Below are 24,675 nucleotides of genomic sequence, written 5' to 3' on the forward strand. Positions count from 1 at the left end.
TTTTATCCCTTTAATAATTTTTTTGCTTTAATTTACTAATAAATACTTCATCTTGATTTTCAAAGCATACATCCCCATTTGGCAATATAATCTGACTATTTCTTTCTATCATTATTATTTTCCTATCATCAAGTATGTTTATATCTGTTATCTTTTTTCCAAACCATTCATGATCTTCATCTATAACTATTTTTCTTACATCTATACTTGAATTGTCACTAGAATATTCTATTGCACTAAGAACTATTCTATCTCCTTCTTTTAAAACCAGTTCTCCATCTGGAAGTATTGGTTTGTTGTTTCTATTTACTAATATTATTCTTATATCTTTTGGAAAAGTAAATTCTTTTATCTTTCTATTAAGCCATGGACTTTCTTTTCCAACCTTGCTAATTATAAAACCAATGTTTTTGTCAGATACATAATCATTGAACGTTGATAGTATATTTCCTTTTTCATTAAGCATACTCGCCTTTTTGACTACTATAGGTAAAAATCCTCCTTGTAGTACCAGTGATATTAACACTACCAAAGCGACTATATTATAAATATCAGTATTCAATTCTATACCGCTATTAATTGCACTAATTGCAAAAACTATAGACGCTGCACCTCTTATCCCAGCCATTGATGTTACAATCAGCCATCCTTTATCCTTATATTTATAGAAAAATGGCAATATAGATATAGGTCTTGATACCAGTATTATAAATAATACTATAGACAAGCTAACTGGAAATAATTCTAATAAATTACTTGGTTTTACTAATAATCCCAATAAGAAAAACAATACTAATTGAAATAAAGATGTTAAACCATCAAAAAAATGTACCATTTCTTGTTTTCCGTCAAAATTTTCTCTTCCTAATATCATCCCTACTATATAAACAGATAAAAATCCATTACCACCTAATACATTGGCACAATTATAAGAAAGAAGTGCTATTGCAATAAATACAATTTGGTTCAAATTTTCATTATATTTCGTTTGCTTGTTAATATAAATAGACATTAATTTAGCTATAATCATAGCCACTAAAATACCTATTATTATCTCTTTTATTAGAAAGATTACTCCGTTTGAAATACCAAAATTTCCCTGTAAAAATAATATTGCCATCAATGTACATATATAAGCAAAAGGATCATTACTTCCAGATTCAATCTCCAATAATGAGTCTAGATTATACTTTAATGATAAATTATTATATCTCAATATATTGAACAAAGAAGCCGCATCTGTAGACCCAAGAATGCTTGCTAATAATGCTGCTTCACCAATTCCCAACTTAAAAACATAGTGTAAAAAAATTGTTAACAAAAATATGTTTACTATTACACCAAAGGAAGCAAGTATGAAGGCATCTTTCATAACTTTTTTTGCTTTTTGTAAATTAGTTCCAAATCCTCCATAAAACATTATAAAAATCAATGCCACTATACATATATATTCTATAATTTTCTTATTTACTATTAAAGGATGTAATATTGAAGCATTGCCTGATACAACTCCCATCATAAGAAATAAAAATAATACAGGTATACCAAATTTTGCACTTATCTTTTCTATGAATATAGAAAATAATATTATTAAACTTACTATAATTAAGTATATTTCCATAAAAATCCTTTCTATATCTAAATTTTAACAATTAAAAAATCTCAAATTTTGCTATATTAATATATATTCCCATATTATATTCAAATAATTGCAAATTGTATTATTTTTGTAATAAATTATCTATTATTATAATAATTTAAAAATGTTATTCTTATATGAGAATAATCTAAAAGGAGAATTTTTATGAAAAAAATTTTTAAAAAAGCACTTATAATATCATGTATTTTGCCATTAACACTCCCATCTGCAAACGCCTTTGCACAAGTCAGTAGCGTAAAAAGAGTATCTGGTAACTCAAGATACGAAACAGCAATAAAACTAAGTAACACTTATTTTGCCGATACTAGTAAAGTAACATTTGCTATAGTTGCAAGCGGTGAAACATATCCTGACGCCTTAATAGGTGGAAGTTTGGCTGCACAAGAAAGTGCTCCTGTTCTTCTAACATACAAATCAAGTGTACCTGCAGGATTGGTTTCAGAATTAAAAAGACTACAACCAGATCACATATTTTTATTAGGTGGCCCAAATACTATAACAGATACTGTATTAACATCATTGAAAAAGCAAACAGGAATAGCTATTGATAGAATTTATGGTAACGATAGAATTCAAACTGGAGATGAAATAAATGCTCTAAGAGCTACACTTGCTGGTATGGATGAAGCAGATTTTGAAAAAATTTCAGATCCGACTCTATTTGCTTGTGTAAATGCATATAATTTCCATGACTCTCTTTACAGTGCACCATATTACGGAATAATGACTTCAGATCAGGGAATTGGATTTTTAAGCTTAGCCCCATCAACTATATACGAAAAAAATATAGATTTTGGTGAAGCAATTGGTGATATAAAGGTAGTTAGAGATGGGACTAATTCAATGATAATTACTAAGGGTTCAGACAGGTATGAATCATCTGTTAAAATTGCAGAAAAATATACTAATGAACTAAATCTTAATCCAGATACCGTAATACTTACTAGCGGTGAAAATTATCCTGATGGATTAGGTGCCTCTTCTTTAGTTGGACTTTATGAAGCTCCAATTTTATTAACACAAAAAGATGTATTAAGTACATATGTTAAAAATTACATTTCAAAGCACAAGATTAAAAATGTCATTATTGTAGGTGGTCCAAATTCAGTATCTGATAATCTTGTATCTCAGATAAAGGCTATTAAATAGAAAATAAACACATATTTATGTTATAAAAACTTTAATGCAAGTAAGCATTATACAAATGAAGCGTAGCACTTAAGTGCTACGCTTTTACTTTAACTATATAAATTTCATTTTTATAATAACCCATTATAATCTTTATTGGTAAATTACATCGGGTGTTGAATTTTCCTGAACATTTAAATTATTTCCATCAATAGAATCCAAATAAATTTCAAGAGCTTTTTTTATTGACTCCAATTTGCATTCAAACACATCAATATCATTAGCTACAAGGTGAGATTTAATATCTTCTCTAATTGAGCCTACTATCAATGTGCTAATATCCATATCCAATAAATACTCGGTTAGTAACATATAATTATTACTCTTTTTACAAATTTTCTCGTTGCTAACTGGAATACAGTCATCAATATAAAAAATTGTAAATTCGCTATACTTATCTAACTTTTGAGCAACTTTACCATTTCTACTCGCAACAGCAACCTTATTCATTGTATTCCCCCCAATTAACCAAAAGGTTAAAACAAACGTATTACAAACTTTTCTATCTTATATTTTAAAACAAGCAGTAATAAAATTTTTTGATGTTTTTAAAACATATGTCTTTTATATCATTATACTACTACATACTTTTATTTCAACACCTTTTACAAAATTTTTACATACTTATTGTATTATTTAAAATAAACTAATAATATAAATATATTTACACTAAAAACTTTCTAACTTTTTCATTAAATATTTTAAAATTTTTATATGCTACAAAGTGATCACCTTCAACATATTCGAGCACTGAATTTTTCAGCTTTCTATGCATCAACATAACATGATCTTTTTTTATTAAATCCCTTGTACCTAAAATTATAAGGGTTTCAATTTTCAATTTATTTATTGATTCAATGGATATATTAGGTGAATTAATCATTAAATTAAGTATCTCTGCCCTTTTATACCCCTCCTCTGTATGTGTATATTTTTCAACAATATATGCTTTCCTTATTTTTCTTTGAACCTTAGATATTATTCCTTTTTCGAACATATTTGCTCCATTTAATACAAGTTTGTTAACCATATACGGATATTTTATAGCAAAACTAAGAGCAATATTTCCGCCATCAGAAAATCCTAATATATTTGCTTTTTCTATATTATTTCTTTCAAAAAAGTAATATAGATCTTCGGCAAACAAATCTATACTTAACAGCTCATCACCTCTAGGCGATTTTCCATGGCCTCTAGTATCTATAGCGTAAACCTTATAGTATTTAGAAAAATATCTAATTTGATGTATAAAATATCTATGATTTTCTCCATTTCCATGTAACAATACTAAAGGAAATCCCTCGCCTTTTACCTTATAAAAATTATCTATTCTCATCTATTTACCCCCTTTTTACTGATTTATATACTATAAGCTAGCATATATTAGTAATTATTGCTAGTACTTAATTATCAGTATATAGTATTATAATATAAATTTTTACTAATATAAAAAGTCTAGAAGAATTTAAATAATTATTTAAATTCTTCTAGACTTTTATTTCTTAATTGTTATACTTGTACACCCATTTTAGGCATAGTTGTTTTAATTCTTAATCCTATAATATCTATAAGTAATATTTTAATTATTGTAGTAGGTATAAATGGCAATACACAAGCTGTAAATGCAACACTAATTGAATTAGAAGTAACAATCGAAAATACAATCATGCCTGCCAAGAAATTAACTACAGCTCCTAATAATAAAAACAAAATTAATTTACTGTGTTTTTTGCCTTTTACTCCTAAGCCTGCTAGGAATGCCATTATTTGAAATGAAATCAAAAATCCTCCTGTGGGTCCCAATATAACACTCATACCTCCCGAGAAACCCGCAAATACAGGTAGACCAATTGCACCTAATAATAAATATATTATGTTTGCAATAGTGCCTTGTTTAGCTCCTAAAATTACTCCCGCTAGTGGTATAATAAATGTTTGTAAGGTCATTGGCACACCATATGGCATAGGAATGCTTATTGGCGATAATACACATATTATTGCTGCAAAAAGACCTATATATGTAATTTCTCTTACTGATAATTTATTTTTTTTCATAAAACGACTCCTTTACTATTTATACTAATTAGTATAAATAGTAAAGGAGTCGTTGTCAACCTTTTTTATTATAGTTTACTACAGTTTTTTTATGTATTCTTCTACTAATTCTTTATCTATTTTTAAATAATCAAAATCATCAATAGTATCTTCTTGTTCTTCTAAAAAGCTTTTCTGTATGTTGTATAGTAAATTTATATAATATTTTTTATTATCTAGCTAAAGAAAACATTTTATATTCATCGATATTTTCTCCCTTTACCCAGTCAAGACAAATATCAGATCCTATTGTAGAATAAACTGTTCCATTTCCGCCTGCTCCACAAATAACCATTATATTTTTATTGTCTGGATCTATTCCCATATAGGGTAAATTATCTTTACTTTCGCCAAAAAGAGCTGCGTATTGATATTGAATGTTTACTTGTAAATCTTTATCTATTAACATTTCTTTGGTTAATCTTACTAATTTATTGGTATTTTTCTTTTCATCACCATTTTTTATATTACTATCTTCTTCATCAAGTCCACCTGTCATTAGAGATCCTTCAAAAGTATGTCTAAAATATGTATATGGTTCTTTTACTTCCCATAACAAATAATCGGTTGACTTCTCTAAATTAATATTTTTTTCTGACACAGCAACATATGTTTTATTAATATTCAAATTATTAAGCTTATCATTAAATATTTCTGGTGGATTATATCCAGTTGCAAACAGTATCTTTTTAAATTTGCATTTTATTATTTTTTCTTGATTTTTTATCCTAACTAATTGGTATAGGTCATCTTGATTTTCATTTATACTTTGATAGTCTTTTATATCAATAAATTCTGTATTTTCCATTACATGAAGTCCATATTTTTCAATTGCAGTGCTTATTAATCTATATACAAAACCATATGGATTTAGTGCTATATCTGGATAAGCACAAAGCCCGCCATAGGCATCAATCCCCTGTTTTTTAAGCATTTCTCTATCGTAAAATTTTGCTCCATATCCTAATTCATCTTGCTTTTCACTCTCTTTTTTTACTGGTTCTAGTTTATTCTTTTCGGTAGCCAATATTAAACTTTCTTTTACTAGAAAAGTATCTTGATCTAAATTATCTATTTCATTATCTAAATCAAGTAAAGTTTGAATTGCCCTCATAGACAAATCATAAAACCTCTTACCTTGTTCATAACCTAAAGTCTCAATATAATATACTACACCCTTATCGCTCATATATTGTATTAGCCCAGTGCTTGCTGCTGAAGAACCCATAGCAATCTTATTTTTTTCAATTAATGTAACCTTGAAACCTGCTTTTGAAAGTCTATATGCCGAAATTGCTCCCGATATACCTCCTCCCACAATCAAAACATCATTTTTATTTGCATCAATAATATTTTTACTTTTTATTTTTTTAACATTTGTAACTTGTGGCCAATATAATGAACCAGTATGCAATTTCATGTATAACCTCCAAATATAATATATATATTTTAACTAAAAAATCTACTTTCTACTTATACAAATCATCTATATATAATATTACAATACTTTCTAACTATTTTATATAGATTTATTATAAAAATATTAAACTTATGTATAGTCTATAAAGCGCATGAGTTTATTTCAAAATACTAAGGGTATAATATTAAAAATATTTGATTAAATAATTAATTATCTATATAAAGTAAATTATAAAATTTATAGAAAGGGGAATTTTATGAAAATTACAATAGGAGATTTTATAATTAAAAGATTGGAAGAAATCGGTATAAACCATATAATAGGTGTCCCTGGTGATTATACCCTACAATTTTTAGAGCAAATAAGAAAAAATGGATCCATAGAATTTGTAGGTGCATCTAATGAATTAAATGCAGCCTATGCTGCTGATGGATATGCTAGAGTAAACGGTATTTCTGCTCTATCTTTAACGTATGGTGTAGGTGATTTAGGCGGTATATTAGGTGTTGCTGGATCTTATGCAGAGCATGTTCCAGTAATAGTTATTTCCGGTGCCCCTCCTCTTTATGCAATTGAGCATAATTTTAGAGTACACCATAGCTTAGGAGATGGTAATTTCACTAATATGAGACATACATATGAAGAATTTACTATTGATTCTTCAATGATTACTCCCGATAATGCTGAAGAAGAAATAGATAGATTAATAAGACTCGCTATGGTTCATAAAAGACCTGTAAATATTCAAGTACCTTCCAACATATCATATTTAGAAATTGAAGTTGAAGATGGTCCATTGAAAATAAAAGAACCTGTTAGTGATTCAGAGAGACTGAAATCTCTTACAGATCAAATAATAGCTTTATATAAGAAATCTATAAAACCTCATGTACTAATAGATTTAGACATTGATAGATTAGAGATTAAAGATAAAATATTAGAATTAATAGAAAATGCACAGATACCATTTGCGGCAATGTCAACAGGTAAGGCTATACTTGATGAGAACCATCCTCTTTACATAGGTATATACAAGGGAAATGAATCAGAAGAGGGTGTCCAAGAAGCTATAGAACATTCAGATTTTTTACTTACAGTTTCTCCAAGATTCATAGAATGGAATTCTGGTACATATAGTCAAAATCTACCACTAGAAAGTTTAGTAAGACTTGACCTTAATCATACATTTGTACGTGATCAATGTTATGAGGCAGTCTATATTAAAGACATAATAAATGTTTTATTAGAAAAAATAGAAAAAAATCCAGATAAGAAAAATTTAAATGATAGAAAAGTTGAAGAGTTCAAAGTAGAAAAATCTAAAAAATTAAATCAAGAAAGTTTTTGGAAACAAGTTCATCCTTTCTTACAAGAAGGAGATTTAATTTATGGTGAAACTGGTTCTTCACTTAAAGCTCTAGGTGCAATGTTAATGCCAAAAGATGCTACTTTTATATCTTCACAAATATGGGGTGCTATAGGATATTTATTGCCAGCTTTATTCGGAAGTTTATTAGCAAGACCAAATAGAAGACAATTATTGTTTATTGGTGATGGCTCATTCCAAGTAACAGCTCAATCTCTATCTAGAATATTATACAATAATCTAAATCCTATAATTTTTATTATAAATAACGATGGATATACAATAGAAAGATATATAATGGGCATGAAGGCTGATTATAGTGTACTCCCAAGATGGAAATATTCAAAACTTCCTGATGTATTAGTTGAAAAAAATAAAATGAAAACATACAACGTACATACACAGGGGGAATTAGCAAAAGCTCTAGAAGCTGCACAAGATATAAGTAATGGTATATTAATAGAAGTTCACCTTCATCCTGAAGATGCTCCAGAGCCACTAAAAGTATTTGGACCAGAAGTCGCAAAATTTAACTTTGGTCCTAGAGGCCCAAAAAATGAAAAGCCAGAATTTAACCCAGATGACGATAATATAAGTAATAGAGAGGATGGTAAATATGCTAAAGAAAAAGATAAATCTAATGAAAAAGAAAAGAAAGATAAAAAATTTGAAAAAAAGTATAAACAGAATAAGAAAGGAACAGGAAAAAAAGGAAATAAAAAAACAGAAAAGAAAAGAAAAAAATAGAAAGCAGATGATAAATCAAATTACAAAAGCCATAAAGAAAAGACCAAAAAATAAGGAAAAAAATTTAACTCTAACTCCTGACCAATTTGAAAGAGTTGAAAGATTAAAAGCTATTAAAAATGAAGAAAATAGTAATTTAATATAATAGTTATTATATAAATGTCCCCTAGGATACATATCTTAGGGGACTCTTGTATTTTCTAATATATTTACATTTTTGTACTTATTTACTATATTTATCTGCTAATATTCTTCCTACATATACACCTGAAGCAGATGCCTGAGACAATGAATGAGTAACACCTGAACCATCTCCTATTGCATATAGATTTTTAACAGATGTCTCTAAATTTTTGTCAACTTGTACTTTGGAATTATAGAATTTAACTTCAACTCCATACAACAATGTATCTTCGTTTGCTGTACCCGGTGCAATCTTATCCAAAGCGTATATCATTTCAATTATAGAATCTAATTGTCTCTTTGGTATTACCAAACTCAAATCACCTGCAGTGGCATTTAAAGTTTGACGTGTAAAACATTTTTCCATTCTTCTTTCACTACTTCTTCTACCCTTGACTAAATCTCCAAAACGCTGCATTAATACACCACCACCTAGCATATTAGATAACCTAGCAATTGACTCTCCATATTCATTGCTATCTCTAAATGGCTCAGTAAACTGATTCGATACTAGTAGAGCAAAATTTGTATTTTCTGTGTGCAAGGCTGGATCTGAATAGCTGTGACCATTTACAGTCACAATACCATTTGTATTTTCTGATACAACTTCTCCATATGGATTCATACAAAAAGTTCTAACTAAATCATTATACTGCTTTGTCTGATAAACAATCTTGCCTTCGTATACATCATCAGTTATATGCTTAAATACTTCTGCTGGAAGTTCAACACGCACACCAATATCCACTCTATTTTTAGTCTGAAGAATATCAAATTTGTCACATATTGTAGACATCCATTTAGATCCTGAACGACCTGTTGCCATTACTAAATCATTACACTGATATTCGCCCTTATCTGTTATTACTTTAAATGTTCCATCTTCCAATTTTTCAACATCTTCAACTGTAGTATAATATTCCATATCTATCTTATTTGAAATATAATCGAATATCTTTCCAAGTATTCTAACATTCCTATCTGTTCCCAGATGCCTAACCTTTGCCTGTAATAATTTTAGGTCATTTTGTAGACACTTTGTCTTTAAATCAGAACTGGCTGTTGAATATAATTTCGCATCTGCTCCTCCCATAGAACATAAAACTTCATCAACATATTCCATTAATTCCATAGCTTCTGGTTCACCGACATATTTATGTAAGTCACCACCAAATTGCGTTGTTATATTATATTTACCATCAGATAAAGTACCTGCCCCTCCATAACCATTCATTATATGACAAGGCGAACATTTAACACAAGTTTGTGTTTTGCCTACTTTTATTGGACATAGGCGTTTTTCTAGCTGTGCACCCTTATCAATCATCAAAATTTTGGCATCTGCATTTGCTTTTGTTAGCTCATATGCTAAGAAAACTCCACCTGCTCCTGCACCCGCAATTATAATATCATACTTATTCATAAATACCTCTTTTCTCCATCAAACATAGATAGTAACATATGGTGTAAAAAGCTTTTCCCTCATTGATTTTTAAAAATTAAATTTCTATTTTAACACCATGTAATATTATATCACCTTTTAAAAATTAGTAAATAAGAAAATTGGAATTTAACAGATATTTTTTAGGATATTTATATAAAAGTTCGTTAATATAAGATATTATGTACTCTTTATCAATTTTTCCTGACCTATACATTGTAATTAAATTTCTGAATTTTTCTAACTCATATTTCTTAGCATCTTTCTTAAAATAGCCCCATATATGCTCAAATGCGTTAATCACTTGCCCCTTATCCTCATCCATATTTATAGCTTTTTCTGTTAGTACATTCAAATATTCTATATCTAAATTATCATTTTTAAGATATTCTCTAATTTCTTTATAAATATTTTGCGATTTACTTAGAACTAAATATTTATTACTTGCCCAAAGTTTTTGACATCTTTTTCTAACTTCTTTATTTTCAAATTCCTCTAGATTGAGTAGCTTATCTTTACCCATAATATTAACTCTCTTCCTGCAAAATGATGCACATTAAGATATAAATTACATATAATTTATATCTGCTTTTTTCTTTTGTACACTTTTTTTATATTTTACATCTGGATATCCTATTACTAAAGTAGCCATTACCTTTTCATTTTTGCCAAGTTTTAACACTCTTTTCAATTTCTTAGATACACGCGTTGCAAAAGTAAAAAATCCACTATACAATACACCTAAGTCCATTGCTTCTGCGATTAATGCCATATTTGAAGATGCTATTACTCCATTAACTTCGTTTTTTGCTACTATACAAATAACTATAGGAGCCTTTTTAAAAAAGAAATTTTCATCTATTTCCATTTTTCCATATTTATTGCCCGAAATTTTTAATAACTTTTGTAATTTTTTAAATACAGATAGAGAAATATCCTCTATATACCTTTTTTCTTTGTCTAGTACTATGTAGCGTACATCATCCATGTTTTTAGCGGTAGGAGACCATCTTCCTGCCTCAATTATTTTTTCGATTATATTTTTATCAATTGCATCATCCTTAAACTGTCTAACTGTTCTCCTTGAAATTATAGATTCCAATAGTTCATCTGGATTAACTCTACGAAGATTTTCCAGTATATGAGCTGGCTCATAAAATCCGCTGATACTTATTGCATCTACTGGACATATTGCACTACAATGTCCACATTTAATGCATTCTTGGCTTAATAATTCTGCTTTTTTATTGGCATTCAATATAATATTTGATTCTGGACAGTCTTTTATACACTGTTTGCATGATATACAACTTGCTTTATCTATATTTATTATATGTTTCATTTTGCACCTCTCCCCAAATAATTTATAAATCTTGCTTAATTATATTAACTATTAAATAACTACATTGATATATTATACCCATATTAATAACCCAAAATTTAAATACCTAGTAATTATATCCAAAATTTCTTTTTTATGACCATTAAATACTGTCTGTATGCTATAATATTTAAAATATAATTAACTGAAAAAGGAGCAAGTATGAGTACAAGAAAAAAAAATTTTAGAGGTTTAAGGCTGTGGCAAAAGTCTCTAATTGTGCTAGTTGGTATTGTCGCAATTATTGCTATTAGTTTTGCAATATTAATTGGATATTTACACTTTACAGAATTTAAACCTAACAAAGAAATGAGACTTGATATAAATTCAAAGTATAATATTCAGTCCATAGAAATGAACAAAAATCTAAAAGTTATGACATGGAATATAGGATATGGCGGATTAGATAAAAATACTGATTTTTTCATGGATGGCGGTAAAAATGTAAAAGCTATTAGTAAAAATTCTGTAAAATCAAATCTTTATGGAATTTCAAAAGAAATAAATAACATTAATCCAGATTTTGCACTCTTACAAGAAGTTGATAGAAACTCCTCAAGATCTTATGGCATAGATAATTTAAAGGAGATAAAAAATAATTCTAATACTTGGGATTATGATAGCACTTTTGCATATAATTACAAAGTAAAGTACATACCTTATCCTATGCCACCACTAGGCAAGGTTAATAGCGGTATAAATACTCTTAGTAAATATAAAATTAAAGATGCAACACGAGTTAAACTTCCTAACCCTTTTACTTGGCCAACTAGGCTTGCAAATTTAAAGAGATGTATAAGTATTAATAGAATACCTATTAAATCCAGTGATAAAGAATTAGTACTTATAAATCTACATCTAGAAGCTTATGATTCTGGAGAAGGAAAAAAAGCACAGACTGCCATGCTAAAAGAATATTTAAATAAAGAAATAAAAAAGGGAAATTATGTAATAGCTGGTGGAGATTTTAATCAAACATTTTCAGATGTCAACGTATCACACTTCAAAAAATTGAAAAATGTTTGGCAGCCACCATTGCTTGAACAAAAAGAATTTGACAACAATTGGGAATTCCTAATGGATGCAAAAGAGCCAACTTGCAGAAGTCTTGATAAACCATTATCAAGCTTGGACCCTCAAAAATTCCAATTTTATGCAATAGATGGATTTATAATATCGAAAAATATAGAAATTAACAAATTAGAAACTAAAAATCTCAAATTCAAAAACTCTGATCATAATCCTGTAATATTGGATTTTAAATTAAAATAAAGAAAAAGGCTCTTTCTCAAATAAAATTGATTAAGAGCCTTTTATAAAGATATCTTTACTCCAATTCTTTTAATTATTTCTTACAAGGTAACTTCTAAATTTCTACACCTTAATTCTTTTCCATCTAATTTATACTTTTCTATTTTCTCAATGTTTATATCAACAAAGCCTGCAGATTTATAACAGTAATATGCAGGTATATTATTCTCAAATACTGCTAAACTTACTTTTTTAGCATGTAATACCTTCTTAGCATAGTTTAGACCCTCAACAATCATCTTCTTTCCATATCCTTTGCCTCTATATTTAGGGTCGACTATAATAAATCCCATTCTTAGCTCATTTATTGTCTTATTTGGATATCTAAATGTGAAAAAACCTATTAAATTTTTATCTTCGTATGCTGTAAGTGCAATTATACTATCAACTTTATTGAATTTTTCTTCATTAATAGGATAATCTCCCAATATCCCTGCTGTCCATTTATAAAAAGCTTCTTTTTCATTAGCCCATTTGAGTATTTTATTGGCATATTCTTTATTGTACTTTTTTAAAATCATAAGACACCTCTAAAATTATTTAAATCACTATATTATAAATTGAATATATTTAAATAACTATAAATAATTTCAAATAACTACAAAATATAGCTATAACAACGCTTACAAATTATAATTCTAATAAAAATATATTTAAATAATAACAGATTTTGACACACTCGAACACACTTTTTCACACACTTTTTTGAGGTAAATTAACAAATAAACCTTGACTATTTTTTTAAAGTGATATTAAATAAAGATGTAATAGTTTTACCTATTGAATTTTTCATATTACCCAAAAAAATAGAATGTCCGAATTACTAGACATTCTATTTTATTGGGTAATATTATTCTATGGAGTGTATATGTACGATCAATATATAAATAAAAAACGTTTATCAATATTTAAATGAGTTTTCTTTTTAAATTACCTCTGAAATTAATTAACTTTTGATACGTGCAAGTACCTACTGATGTATTTATACTTATATCATCCGTAACATCACTTAAGAAACCACAATCGACATATATTTTACTTGCTACTATGTTAAGCATGTTGGCATAAGGTGTATTATATCCCCTATTATTTGATACATTCTGTATATCCTTAGCTAATTCTATTAACTTTAACTTATCGTAGTCACTAAGACCAGTTACATTAAAATATGTCTCTATCTTCTCTAATGATTCTTTAGAGTGTCTAATATGTTTCAATAACCCTATTGTCATTTCTTTGTTGAATGCAAACATATAATTTATTGTACCAGGTACGCTTGGGTTATCCCTCTTAAACTTCTTTAATGAATCATTTTCTAACCTGTAACACCAAATATCATTTTTCTTTACTATACTACATATATTTTCCACAGATGTTTCTAACATTTCTGCTAAGTCTTTAGTAACCAACACTAAATCAGCACCATATCTTTTTACAGTAGGTTTATATTCTGTTGATTTACTAGTTGGTACTATCTGTTTTTCAGATTTAAAGTAATTATTAACCAATGCTCTTTGTACTGTCCAAGCTAAATCATCAGTAAATGATTTTACCAACATTAAATATCCTGTTTCTGTCAATAAAATTAATCCTCTTGGTGGAATTTTAAAGGAACGAATTTCGTACTTTTTAGTATTTTCAACTGTTGCAAGTATATAATCTTCACCTTCGATAAAATGTTTCTTATTTTCGCTAAAATTTCTTTTAGCTGTCCCTTTTGGTCTCCCGTGTACATAGTCAATATCTGCAAATGTAACTACCCTTTGACCTTTCCACTCTTTTAATGTTATTTCTTGATTATTAATTTTTACTAAATTACTCATATTACATTCCTCCTAATTTTGTGTTATAATAGGAGTAACCATAGTTTTGTGGTTACTCGTTAGATAGTCGGTGGTTAGTTGTCAGCTTTAGCCGACTATCTTTTTTATTTAATATATTTATTCAATTCTAGTATGCCTCTTCTAATCCCTTCCATTTTACTTATTTTTTCCTGTTCACAATACCTATTTAATGTATTATTGGTATCCTCATCCATTCTCACAGCCGTTCTATAAGGTTTAGGATTATCCGTAGGTCTTCCCATTTTCTTTTTAGGTTTATCCATATCACCTGTTGACCTTTCTCTTACCGCTATGATATAATCAATTCACAAGGTGGCGGTAAGTCCACCAAGCAAATTTTTGTGTTTGCTCTACTATTTATTTAGTAGAGCTTTTATTTTTTCTATGGCTTCTGCTAAGTCTTTTGATTCTTCTACCATTTCCAAAATCTTTCTCGTCTGATTTTCTTCTGCTACTTCTTTCAGTAATTCTCCTATGTTCATATCTTCTTCCATTTTGCTCTCCTTTCTCGTCTTACCCCGTTACTCGCTTGGTTTCCCTTGCTGTAATTATATTATATATTTTTGGTCGCCATAAGTCAAGTGCTTTTTAAAAAAATTCAAAAAATAAAGAACCAGTTTTACCTAGTCCTTCGTTTTTGAAAGTATATATTATATGTACATTTATTCTAATCTAAAAAAATATTTAAAGTATTCTTCAAATCTTTTAATATCATCACTATCCAATTTATATATCTGTTTTTTTATAACTCTACTTTTATCTACTTCTCTTATTTTACGTACTTTAATAAATGCCTTGTTATAGGTAGGGTTAGTTTGATACTTAGTACAATCTATAGTCAGTCCACCTCTATACTTTGTGCCCGTTTTTTTACTTGTTATAGGTGCAACTAATAATGTTTTATCTTTCGAGGCTATTTTACTTAAAACTAAAGCATAATGTTTCCCAGAAATTTCACCTCCAACATTTTGTTTAAAGTCAACTAAATAAACTCCATAAATTTCTATACCCATAAATACTCTTTCTCCCTAAAAAAATTGAGCATATCCTGCTGAATATGCCCCTCGGATATCCTTAACTAATAAGGCTTTTTCCTCCGTTATGCACCGTATCCTTAACTGATAAGGCTTTTGATGTATAACTATATTAACATAACTCAATATGTATGTCAATAAAAATAAGGGTAGCATATAGCTACCCTCTTTTAATTACAACAAATAACCCTCACTATTAAATTTATATTTTTTACCATCGATTGTCTGTTCGCCAGTAAGCATATATCCATTCTTGTTGAAGTAGAACCAATGTTTGTTATACTGCAACCAACCAACAGCCATTTCGCCCTCGTCAGGCTTCATGTAGAACCACTTTGTCCCTGATTTAAGCCAGCCTACCTTTTTCTTTCCGTCGATATAGTAATACCACTTGCCATTTTCTTGTACCCAGCCTTTTTTAGTTGATACTGATGTTTTTTGATTACTTACTTCTACAGCAACGCTAGGGTTCTCTACCTCGTCTGTAGCGTCTGGCATACACATATAATTGAATTCGTAACCTTCGCACTCTTCAAGTGCCTTATCAAGCGTAAATGTTTCATTTACAATGCATACAATCACTTTAGATGGTGTATAAGCTCTAGCTTCTAAATTGTTTACTCCTACTTTTATATCTTGAACATTTCCTATAAAAGCGTCTTTTATGTATTGAAGATTAGTAGGTGTGTACTCTTCTTTTACATCTTCAATAGACAAATATTCATGAATTCCCGACAAAGTAGTTTCCTTCAAAATTAAAAGGACTACTCCAGTAGTAGCCCCTTCTAAATCTCTATTTTTAGCTTCCATAAAGCTAATTTTTAGTTCTGGTATTCCCATTCTATACCTCTCTTTCCACTCTTATTTCTTCAAGAAGTGCTACATCAACACTTCCCATAGTATCTCTATCGTGTACATCAAAGTACACTTGTTCTGCATATGACAAGTTGAAAGTATAATTAAGCCAATAGCCTATATCGTCTCTCATGATATTGTCAGTAATATCTTGTATATGTAGATATCTTTTTCCTACTACAATACTTCTTACCTTTTATTCCATACCCTCTAAGCTCATCAATTGACTTAGGCTCTGCACTATCAAATAATGTTAAGGTTGTATCATACTTCTTAGTTTTAATCATATCTGCTAATTTTCTATTAGATATTTTTACACCATACAATTCATCAAATATATATAACTTCCTTCTAGTCTTATCATAGTGCATACGAACAAAAGCTAGCGGGTCAGTTGCATAGCCAAAGTCACAACCTTGCTTTATGTTGTCAAAATTAGCTATTTGCTCATTTGTTATCTCTTCAAATTCAAGGTTATCAAATGGTATGACACCAAGTCCAATCGCTTTGCCCAAATATTCCCAATCGTATTTAAGTGGCTTAGTAGCTTTAATATGTTCTGCTTCTTCAACAAATTGTTTAGATATGTAATGATTATCTAAATAAGTAGAATGATATACTCTAGTATTTGCAGGTAAAATTGCACTTTCATACTTCACATTAACCCATGATTGCCTCATCTTAGGAGGGTTATACGAAAAGAATATTTTATATTGAAGTCCAGTAGGCAACTCTGCTCTAAGAATAGAGTTAGTTATCATACTAACTTCATCTTCCGTCTTAAACTCTGCTAGTTCTTCTACCCATAGCCTTGTAATAGGATACTTACTTACTTTGATAGACTTAATCTTGCTAGGGTCATCAGCACCTCTGAATATTATTGAATTACCTCTAGGCTTATAGGTAATCTTCATTGGGCTTACCCTGTATTCGAACTTATCTTCAAGCCCTAGCTGTTCTATAGCCTCTTTAAGCTGTTCATAACAAGATTCCATTAAAGTGTTAGCAACTCTTCGGACACATAGTACAGTAATAGGTTGTTCTACCACATCCATAACTAAGCCTTGTGCAAGAACTGATGACTTACCAGACCCTCTACCACCTTTTAATACATAGTAGAGTATATCTGTATTTCTTCTATCTCTCCAAAACCCATAGAAATGAGGTATTACAACATCTTTTAGGCTAATAACCTTTTTGTTAGATATCATCTTGTATCACCAACACCTCTGTTGCATTCTCTATCTTGTCTGTAAATAGCTTATGAGTTTTACCTAACATTTCTGCCGCTTTAAGCCTATCTTTAGCACCAACATCTATATCAACTATAGCCTGCCCAAACTCTGCACCCATACTTTTAAGTATTTGCTCTGTTTGTTCACCTCTCATAACACTTGTAAGGTACTGTAATCTCTGTCTTTCTCCACCTGATAATTCACCTCCATTTTCACCAATTAAAGTATCAAAACCATCTGGAAGTTTTTCAATAAAGTCCATACAGTTTGCGAGTCTTGCCGCTCTTTCTACTTCTTGATCACTTGCACCTTCCTTACCAAAACGAATATTTTCTAAAATACTTGTATTAAATAAAGTTACATCCTGAAAAACAATAGAAATATCTTTAAATAGTGAATCAGTAGATATTCTCTTAATATCTTTTCCATCTATTAAAATACTTCCATTATCATAGTCATAAAGTCTTGATATTAATCTTAAAATGGAAGTCTTACCAGAACCAGATGTTCCAACAAGTGCTGTAACCTCACCTTGCTTTGCAGTAAAACTTACATTTTCTAAAACCTTTGTTTTGCCATAAACTCATTTGTTACAATCTCTTTAGATTCATACAAATGTTCTTTTATAATTTCATTCCTGTATTCAATTCCATAAAGCATTATATCTTTAAAGATTTCTATAACACTTTTGTAATAATGATAGACACCGCCCTTAGATAAGGTAGTCCCTGCAATAATATCTTCCATCGTTGTTTTTTCAAGACCCTTTTCAATAATAACTTTTGAGGCAGAATTCATTATTTTTTTTTTTCTTTCTGTTTCTGTTAATCTTTTTGCAGCACACATATATTCACCTCCTCTTATATCGACGATAACGTCGGTAATGATATTATATATCAATTAATAATATATGACAAGTATTTTATTGATTTTTATTATTAATTGAATAAATTAGATTAAAAAAGCTGGTCATAAGACCAGCTTTTTATTGTTGTATAATTAAATTTTCACAGTTTAATCTTCTTCATTCTTATTGGAGGAATCATTATTTTTGTTCTTAAATCCAAATACTATAGTTATCATTAAAAGAGCACCACCTAATATGCCTATTATTGTTTGATTATTACTTAATCCAAATACTAACATTACTATGCCTAATATACCTATAATAATAAAACCTATATTCATATAATCACCTTTCTTCTTAAAATAATATATAGTATATTTATACCCGTATATTTTTTATTTTTTATACAGTTTTTCATATTTTTGGTGCTTATGTTCTACTAGATCATATGACAAAAGAACCACTAAGCTTTCTATAATATCATGCTCTTTTGATTTCTCTAATATTAAAGCTAGTATATAATCTAAATTAATTTCGTCTGTCTTCAAAAGCTCAATTTCAAACTCTCCCATAGAAGGACTTACTATTTTACAGAGTTTTTTTCATAGACTCTTTGTCCACGCGTAAATCTTTGGTGGACAAACGGAGGACAAATACACTATTTTAGCTTATTTAATTACTTACTATTGTTGCTATAACTTGATAGTAGCACCACTGTCTCACAATGTGGTGTCTGTTGGATATGAACACAATTTATTAACCTCGTTGCTTGACTGAGGATACAATTTATCGCTGTCATTTTCCTCAATAACCTTTGCATTTTTTCTTCTACTCTTGAATAATCGTCCATCTTGAGAGTCTTTTTTCCCTGTCTTATATATTATAGTAATCATTGCCGGATCAATTTCACCATTATCATTTGTCCCGCCTATTATGATTTTGTCTACTATACTTTCAAATACCGTCCTATCAAACTCTTCAAGATATTTATTAGACTTCCGGTACTCTTGATATATGCGGATAAGCGTTCAATGTAGTTTTCAAGCTGTGAGTTCATTATGATTTGTAAATCGGATATATCTTCTGCCGTTAAAAATACATTTTGAAATGTTCCAAGTCCGTTTTCGCTAAAACTATATTCTCTCTTACTATACTTACTCTTATTATTCTCTATATAGTTAGAGTCAACATTTTGAACTTCCTGAAGTTCATTTTCTTTACTTCTGAGGTTAAAATCTTTTACTTCTGAAGTTAAGTTTTTTGACTTCTGAAAGTCATTTTCTTTTACCTGAAATACGCTCATAAAATCTTTGACATAAATGATGTTCGGCTTACCAAGTCCAAGCCTTACTCTTTCAATCAGTCCGATTCCTTTTTTCATATCGAGTTCATCTAATGTTTTTATGGCTGTCGGCTTTGAGATATTTCTTCTTTTCATAATCTCTTCGACGGTAAAATAGATAAATACTCTGCCTTCCTTGTCTATCCAGTTATTTTTAAAAGACATTCCTGTGCGTTTCAGAAGCATAGAGTATAGGATAATTGATTCTGCCGATAATCCCTTAAATTCTTCTCCATCAACTAATATCTCAGGAACTTTTAAGAAATTAAATCTTTCTGCTTCTCTGTTATAGAAATAGTCAAAGTCCACATTTTCACCTCCTCCTTAAAAATTGGCAAAGAAAAAGACGATAGTTTTTTCTCTATCGCCTTTGGTAACCATTTTTATGAAATTTTTTAAATTGATTTTATCGCTTCATTGATTCCCTGAAGGAACGCTATAACTGCTGCTCCAATCATCGGTATTCCATAAGGACTTAACAAAAATGCTAATACCAATGCCTCAATTCCAAGCGGTATATCTTTTTGCATAAATGAGCCTATTGCAGCAACTATACACATCAGCATTAAGAAATACAGAATAGTTGTTCCTATGCCAAGTATAAATGTCAGAAAAGCAGTGAGGATACTAAGCAGCAAACTGATTGGAAATAAGATTATTTTTATTATCCATCTTATCATTTATTATTCCTCGCTTTCCAAATCATTCCTTGTATCTCCACACACCATATCAATACAAACATAAACATCAATATAATTTTTTAGGACTTTTTTTCGTCCTCCGTCGCCATCTTCATTAAAGACATAATGCTTGTAGAACTGCTTAAAATGCAGGATTTTCACGATTTCACTCTTTGTATCAACGCTATGCACTCCACATGTGGTGTATTAGGGAACATATCCATCAACTTAACCTTCTCCACCTTATAACCCCTATGTTCAAACTCCACCAGGTTTTCAACCAAGCTCTTAGGGTTACAACTCACATATACTATCTCATTAGCTCCAAACTCAGCTATATCCTTTACTCCATTTCCAACTACTCCGGCTCTTGGTGGGTCTACTATTATTAGGTCTGGTTTTTCTGGTAGTTCTGTCACTACCTTTACCACATCTCCTGCTATAAATTCACAGTTATCTAATCCATTTAGATGTGCATTTTGATTTGCAGCTTTTACTGCCTCTTCTATTATCTCTATACCGTATACTTTTCTAGCTGTTTTAGCCATTAGCTGACCTATAGTACCTGTTCCACTATATAGATCAAATACTACTTTTCCGTCTCCCTTATCTCCTGCAAAGTCTCTGGCAATCTGGTATAATACTTCTGCTCCCTTTGTATTTGTCTGGAAAAATGAGAATGGAGAGACTTTAAATCTTAGTCCTAATACTTCTTCATAGAAATAATCTCTACCATCTAATATTCTTAGTTCATCGCAGTTTACTACGTCTGCCATTCTATCATTTATTGTATGTAATATGCCTACTAGCCCATTTTCTAGTTCCAACCCCTTTAGCATATCTTTGTACTCTGTCATATCAAAATCTATCTGTGATGATGTGACGATATTTACCAATAATTCCTTAGTATTTTCACCTTTTCTCACTACCAAGTGTCTTAGATAACCCTTGTGGTCATTTGTTCTATAATATGGTAGCTCTTTTTTTCTAAAATATTCTTTTGTTGCTACTAATACTTTTACAAAGTCTTGGTCTATTATCCTGCAGTCTTCTACTGTCATTATATCTATAAATCTACCTACCTTGTGCATTCCTAGTTCTAGAGGACCATCTTTGAATGCATCTCCGAATGTAAATTCCATCTTGTTTCTATATGAATATTGCGATGGACTACCCTGTATACCTATCCATTCATAGTCTTCTAAACCTGCATCGTCAAATAGGTCTTTTACTTGTCTTTCTTTGATTTCTAATTGTTTTTCATATGGTATAGACAGTATAGAACATCCCCCACACTGTCTAAAATGCTGGCAGATTTCTCCTGTTTCCATTGGTGAGGTCTCTAGTAACTCCATCATTTTCACTTCTCCACTGTCTGATCTAGATCTTTTTACGGAAGCTTTAACCCTCTGACCCGTTATTCCCCCTTTCATTTTAATTCTCTTGTCTTGGTAAATAGATCTAGATATTCCACCAAATTCCATTTTACCAACTTCAAATTCTATAATTTCTTTTTTCTTCATTAATTTTCTCCACTAATTTTTCTATACATCCGACTAGAGCAAGTAATTAACTTACTTGCCCTAATGATTATTTTTCTTCCATTGATTCTATTTCTTCTTTACTCAGTTCTCTATATTGACCTAATTCTAGGTCTGGGTCTAATCCTAGCCCTCCCATAGATACTCTCTTTAGATATAGGACTTCTCCACCTATTGCATGAAACATTCTTTTTACTTGGTGAAACTTTCCTTCACTAATTGATACATATACCTCAGTAAATTCATTGCCCTCTTCGTCTTTTTCTTTTCCTAATACTTCTAAAGTGGCAGTTTTTGTAATGTATCCTTCTCCTATATCCACACCTTTTTCAAAAGCACTAATATGTTCCTTATTTATATCTATATCTACTTGAGCATAGTATTTTTTCATTATATGCTTTTTAGGTGATAGGACTCTATGAGCTAGCTTACCATCATTTGTTAACACTAGTAGTCCTTCTGTATCCTTGTCTAGTCTACCTACTGGAAATGGTTCAAAGGCTAAATATTCTTCATCTATTAAATCCAACACTGTCTCATCAAAATTATCGAATGTTGCTGATACATATCCAGATGGCTTATTTAACATCAAATATATAAATTCTCTATAAATAACTTCTTTTCCATTAAAATATATTGTATCTTTTTCTGGATCTACATGGGTATCTGATCTTTTCGTTTCTGCTCCATTTACTAGAATCATTCCCTGCTTGCAAAACTTTTTGATTTCTGACCTAGTTCCATAGCCCAGATTTCCAAGCAATTTATCTATTCTCATTACATATTCTCCAAAATCTCTTTTAACTCTTCTTCTGTAAAGTTGTATTTTGAATTGCAGAACTGACATCCTACTTCTGCACCCTTATCTTCTTCTATTATTTCATTTAACTGATCTCTACCAATTGCTACAAATACTTTTCCAACTCTTTCTTTTGAGCAGTCACATTCAAATCCAATTTCATTTTTGTCTAGTATTTGAGGGTTTAGTCCCTCTAATACTTTTTCCATTATATCTTCTGGATTCATTCCTTGGCTAAGCATTGTAGTTACTGAAGGTAGGTCTTTTAAATTCTGCTCTAGTCTAGCTATAGTTTGTTCTGTAGCATCTGGCATCATCTGAACTATAAATCCACCTGCTTGTTCTACTTCGTCTATCTTAGTTAATACACCTAGAGATACAGCTGATGGAGTTTGTTCTGAAACTGTAAAATAGTATGTAAAATCTTTTGCTATTTCTCCACTTACTATTTCATATTCTCCATTGTATGGTTCTTTTAGTCCTAGGTCTTTTATTACCTTAATAGTGCCTATATTTCCTACTACTCCTGCTACATTTAATTTTCCATTTTCATAATTTGGAGCATCTGCCTCAGGATTAGTTACATATCCTTTTGCCATACCCTTTGAATCTGCTGTAGTTACTATTGCTCCTATTGGACCACCACCCTTTATTATTACAGTTAGCTTATCTCCCATGTTTTTCATCATCAGTCCCATGATTGATGTAGCTGTAAGTGTACGCCCCAAAGCTGCTGTAGCTACTTTTGTAGTTCCATGATAGGCTCTAGCCGCCTCCACCATATTCTTTGTTGTTGCAAAAAATGCTCTTACCTCTTTATTTTCAATTGTTGCTCTTATACAATAATCTTTCATTCTTTCCTCCATAAATCACTTCTTCTATTATTATATCCTACTTTATTGCTGTGAAGAATACTCTCTGAGAATCTTCTTTAACATTTTCAAGTTCAAAATCTCCAAAAGATTTTATGTCTTCAAAACCTACTTTTTCTAGTAGTTTTATTATCTCTTCTTCCTTATGTGCTCTTTGTAAATGTACTTCTGAATATTTTTCATAAAGATTGTCTTCTTCATCATCATCCGCATCTATCTTTACAAAGAAATCCAATTCCATTTCCAATAATTGTATCTGATCATCGTAATAGTTGGTCCACATATATGATAAATCTTTTCTTGATTGCCCCATAAAATTGTTTCCTAATATATTTTTTAGCTTGAAATGTGAGCTGATATCAAATACAAATATACCTCCATCTTTTAATTGCTGGTGTACTTTTGTAAATACTTTATCTAAGTCTTCTATTGAAGTAATGTAATTAAAACCATCACAAGCACATAATACACAATCCAGGTCATATATATCAAAGTCAAGCTCTACAATATCTTGTTCCAATAATACTAATGTTGTATTTTCTTCTATTGATTTATTATAGGCAACATCTAGCATTTCTTCTGATATATCTATGCCTGCTATATCATACCCTCTTCTTGTCAGTGGTATTGTGATATTTCCTGTACCACAGGCCAGTTCTAAAATATTTTTGACCTTTATATTATTTAATTTTATTAAATTTTCTATATGATCTACCCATTTTTCATAATCCACATCATCCATTAGTTGATCATAGATATAGGCAAAATTTCCGTATTGAGCCATTTAACTCTCCTTATTAAAACTATTACATTTTGTAGGTAAATCTACAAATCT

The 24,675-nt window shown here is 29.9% G+C and carries 29 protein-coding genes and 3 pseudogenes; 4 read left to right on the forward strand and 28 right to left on the reverse strand.

What is annotated here, in order from left to right; all coding sequences use genetic code 11:
- Positions 1-10 precede the first annotated feature (10 nt).
- Complete coding sequence (locus O0R46_RS07020) at positions 11-1,621, reverse strand: potassium/proton antiporter (RefSeq protein ID WP_269311022.1); 1,611 nt, start codon at positions 1,619-1,621, stop codon at positions 11-13.
- 183 nt (positions 1,622-1,804) lie between these two features.
- Between O0R46_RS07020 and O0R46_RS07025 the strand changes: the two genes are divergently transcribed.
- On the forward strand, positions 1,805-2,809 hold the full coding sequence (locus O0R46_RS07025; protein WP_269311023.1) for a cell wall-binding repeat-containing protein: 1,005 nt from the start codon (positions 1,805-1,807) through the stop codon (positions 2,807-2,809).
- A gap of 132 nt (positions 2,810-2,941) precedes the next feature.
- Here O0R46_RS07025 and O0R46_RS07030 read toward each other — a convergent pair whose 3' ends face one another.
- From O0R46_RS07030 to O0R46_RS07045, 4 genes are all read right to left on the reverse strand, one after another.
- The gene (locus tag O0R46_RS07030) at positions 2,942-3,298 is read right to left on the reverse strand and encodes a NifB/NifX family molybdenum-iron cluster-binding protein (protein ID WP_269311025.1); all 357 of its coding nucleotides are present in this window, start codon (positions 3,296-3,298) and stop codon (positions 2,942-2,944) included.
- Between the two features lie 214 nt (positions 3,299-3,512).
- On the reverse strand, positions 3,513-4,184 hold the full coding sequence (locus O0R46_RS07035; protein WP_269311026.1) for an alpha/beta fold hydrolase: 672 nt from the start codon (positions 4,182-4,184) through the stop codon (positions 3,513-3,515).
- 173 nt (positions 4,185-4,357) lie between these two features.
- Positions 4,358-4,903: a biotin transporter BioY gene (locus O0R46_RS07040; protein WP_269311027.1), complete on the reverse strand. Its 546-nt coding sequence runs from the start codon at positions 4,901-4,903 to the stop codon at positions 4,358-4,360.
- Positions 4,904-5,114: 211 nt separating this feature from the next.
- Entirely contained in the window at positions 5,115-6,362 is a 1,248-nt protein-coding gene (locus O0R46_RS07045) for an NAD(P)/FAD-dependent oxidoreductase (protein WP_269311028.1), read from the reverse strand.
- Between the two features lie 256 nt (positions 6,363-6,618).
- On the opposite strand from O0R46_RS07045, the gene O0R46_RS07050 reads away from it, so the two are divergent.
- Together O0R46_RS07050 and O0R46_RS07055 are read left to right on the forward strand one after the other, a co-directional pair.
- Entirely contained in the window at positions 6,619-8,475 is a 1,857-nt protein-coding gene (locus O0R46_RS07050; RefSeq protein ID WP_269311029.1) for an alpha-keto acid decarboxylase family protein, read from the forward strand.
- Positions 8,476-8,482: 7 nt separating this feature from the next.
- Entirely contained in the window at positions 8,483-8,620 is a 138-nt protein-coding gene (locus O0R46_RS07055; protein ID WP_269311030.1) for a hypothetical protein, read from the forward strand.
- A gap of 78 nt (positions 8,621-8,698) precedes the next feature.
- Here O0R46_RS07055 and O0R46_RS07060 read toward each other — a convergent pair whose 3' ends face one another.
- The 3 genes from O0R46_RS07060 to O0R46_RS07070 form a co-directional block, all read right to left on the reverse strand.
- Entirely contained in the window at positions 8,699-10,081 is a 1,383-nt protein-coding gene (locus tag O0R46_RS07060) for an NAD(P)/FAD-dependent oxidoreductase (RefSeq protein ID WP_269311031.1), read from the reverse strand.
- Positions 10,082-10,205: 124 nt separating this feature from the next.
- Complete coding sequence (locus O0R46_RS07065; RefSeq protein WP_269311032.1) at positions 10,206-10,622, reverse strand: YbgA family protein; 417 nt, start codon at positions 10,620-10,622, stop codon at positions 10,206-10,208.
- A gap of 45 nt (positions 10,623-10,667) precedes the next feature.
- Positions 10,668-11,441 (reverse strand): nitroreductase family protein, encoded by a 774-nt coding sequence (locus tag O0R46_RS07070; protein WP_269311034.1) that lies wholly within the window; start codon positions 11,439-11,441, stop codon positions 10,668-10,670.
- Positions 11,442-11,642: 201 nt separating this feature from the next.
- Here O0R46_RS07070 and O0R46_RS07075 point away from each other — a divergent pair, with 201 nt between their 5' ends.
- On the forward strand, positions 11,643-12,752 hold the full coding sequence (locus tag O0R46_RS07075; protein ID WP_269311035.1) for an endonuclease/exonuclease/phosphatase family protein: 1,110 nt from the start codon (positions 11,643-11,645) through the stop codon (positions 12,750-12,752).
- 80 nt (positions 12,753-12,832) lie between these two features.
- On the opposite strand, the gene O0R46_RS07080 is transcribed toward O0R46_RS07075, so the two are convergent.
- The 20 genes and pseudogenes from O0R46_RS07080 to O0R46_RS07175 all read right to left on the reverse strand — a co-directional run bounded on the left by O0R46_RS07080 (position 12,833) and on the right by O0R46_RS07175 (position 24,624).
- On the reverse strand, positions 12,833-13,312 hold the full coding sequence (locus tag O0R46_RS07080; protein WP_269311036.1) for a GNAT family N-acetyltransferase: 480 nt from the start codon (positions 13,310-13,312) through the stop codon (positions 12,833-12,835).
- 387 nt (positions 13,313-13,699) lie between these two features.
- The gene (locus O0R46_RS07085; RefSeq protein WP_269311037.1) at positions 13,700-14,614 is read right to left on the reverse strand and encodes an ORF6N domain-containing protein; all 915 of its coding nucleotides are present in this window, start codon (positions 14,612-14,614) and stop codon (positions 13,700-13,702) included.
- Positions 14,615-14,718: 104 nt separating this feature from the next.
- Complete coding sequence (locus tag O0R46_RS07090; protein ID WP_269311038.1) at positions 14,719-14,898, reverse strand: hypothetical protein; 180 nt, start codon at positions 14,896-14,898, stop codon at positions 14,719-14,721.
- A 90-nt stretch (positions 14,899-14,988) separates the two neighbouring features.
- A complete protein-coding gene (locus O0R46_RS07095) occupies positions 14,989-15,129 on the reverse strand; it encodes a protein phosphatase (RefSeq protein WP_269311039.1) in 141 nt (46 codons plus the stop codon).
- 168 nt (positions 15,130-15,297) lie between these two features.
- Positions 15,298-15,648 carry a type II toxin-antitoxin system PemK/MazF family toxin gene (locus tag O0R46_RS07100; RefSeq protein WP_269311040.1) on the reverse strand — a complete coding sequence of 117 codons (351 nt, stop codon included), beginning with the start codon at positions 15,646-15,648 and terminating at the stop codon, positions 15,298-15,300.
- A 195-nt stretch (positions 15,649-15,843) separates the two neighbouring features.
- Complete coding sequence (locus O0R46_RS07105; protein WP_269311041.1) at positions 15,844-16,509, reverse strand: hypothetical protein; 666 nt, start codon at positions 16,507-16,509, stop codon at positions 15,844-15,846.
- Position 16,510: 1 nt separating this feature from the next.
- Entirely contained in the window at positions 16,511-16,657 is a 147-nt protein-coding gene (locus O0R46_RS07110) for a hypothetical protein (protein ID WP_269311042.1), read from the reverse strand.
- A gap of 7 nt (positions 16,658-16,664) precedes the next feature.
- On the reverse strand, positions 16,665-17,735 hold the full coding sequence (locus O0R46_RS07115) for a PBSX family phage terminase large subunit (protein ID WP_269311043.1): 1,071 nt from the start codon (positions 17,733-17,735) through the stop codon (positions 16,665-16,667).
- Positions 17,725-18,261 (reverse strand): annotated as a pseudogene (locus O0R46_RS10255) (ATP-binding cassette domain-containing protein); the annotation flags it as partial. The pseudogene O0R46_RS10255 and the gene O0R46_RS07115, both read right to left, overlap by 11 nt.
- Before the next feature lie 56 nt (positions 18,262-18,317).
- On the reverse strand, positions 18,318-18,605 hold the full coding sequence (locus O0R46_RS07125) for a TetR/AcrR family transcriptional regulator (protein WP_269311044.1): 288 nt from the start codon (positions 18,603-18,605) through the stop codon (positions 18,318-18,320).
- Between the two features lie 168 nt (positions 18,606-18,773).
- The gene (locus O0R46_RS07130; protein WP_269311045.1) at positions 18,774-18,947 is read right to left on the reverse strand and encodes a hypothetical protein; all 174 of its coding nucleotides are present in this window, start codon (positions 18,945-18,947) and stop codon (positions 18,774-18,776) included.
- 54 nt (positions 18,948-19,001) lie between these two features.
- The gene (locus tag O0R46_RS07135; protein WP_269311046.1) at positions 19,002-19,178 is read right to left on the reverse strand and encodes a type I restriction endonuclease subunit R, EcoR124 family; all 177 of its coding nucleotides are present in this window, start codon (positions 19,176-19,178) and stop codon (positions 19,002-19,004) included.
- A gap of 147 nt (positions 19,179-19,325) precedes the next feature.
- Positions 19,326-19,604, reverse strand: a pseudogene (locus tag O0R46_RS10185) (recombinase family protein); the annotation flags it as partial.
- Positions 19,574-20,257 (reverse strand): annotated as a pseudogene (locus O0R46_RS07145) (replication initiator protein A); the annotation flags it as partial. The pseudogenes O0R46_RS07145 and O0R46_RS10185, both read right to left, overlap by 31 nt.
- An 86-nt stretch (positions 20,258-20,343) precedes the next feature.
- Positions 20,344-20,625, reverse strand: a complete 282-nt coding sequence (locus tag O0R46_RS07150; protein ID WP_269312542.1) for a CD1845 family protein — start codon at positions 20,623-20,625, stop codon at positions 20,344-20,346.
- Positions 20,626-20,631: 6 nt separating this feature from the next.
- Positions 20,632-20,790, reverse strand: a complete 159-nt coding sequence (locus tag O0R46_RS07155; RefSeq protein ID WP_269311048.1) for a hypothetical protein — start codon at positions 20,788-20,790, stop codon at positions 20,632-20,634.
- Positions 20,787-22,151, reverse strand: a complete 1,365-nt coding sequence (gene rlmD / locus O0R46_RS07160; protein WP_269311049.1) for a 23S rRNA (uracil(1939)-C(5))-methyltransferase RlmD — start codon at positions 22,149-22,151, stop codon at positions 20,787-20,789. The genes O0R46_RS07155 and rlmD overlap by 4 nt, the downstream gene beginning before the upstream one ends.
- Before the next feature lie 67 nt (positions 22,152-22,218).
- The gene (locus O0R46_RS07165; protein ID WP_269311050.1) at positions 22,219-22,947 is read right to left on the reverse strand and encodes a pseudouridine synthase; all 729 of its coding nucleotides are present in this window, start codon (positions 22,945-22,947) and stop codon (positions 22,219-22,221) included.
- A complete protein-coding gene (hslO, locus tag O0R46_RS07170; protein WP_269311051.1) occupies positions 22,947-23,822 on the reverse strand; it encodes an Hsp33 family molecular chaperone HslO in 876 nt (291 codons plus the stop codon). The genes O0R46_RS07165 and hslO overlap by 1 nt, the downstream gene beginning before the upstream one ends.
- A 37-nt stretch (positions 23,823-23,859) precedes the next feature.
- A complete protein-coding gene (locus O0R46_RS07175) occupies positions 23,860-24,624 on the reverse strand; it encodes a class I SAM-dependent DNA methyltransferase (RefSeq protein WP_269311052.1) in 765 nt (254 codons plus the stop codon).
- Positions 24,625-24,675 lie beyond the last annotated feature (51 nt).

Source organism: Peptostreptococcus equinus, assembly GCF_027125355.1.
Lineage (GTDB): Bacteria > Bacillota > Clostridia > Peptostreptococcales > Peptostreptococcaceae > Peptostreptococcus > Peptostreptococcus equinus.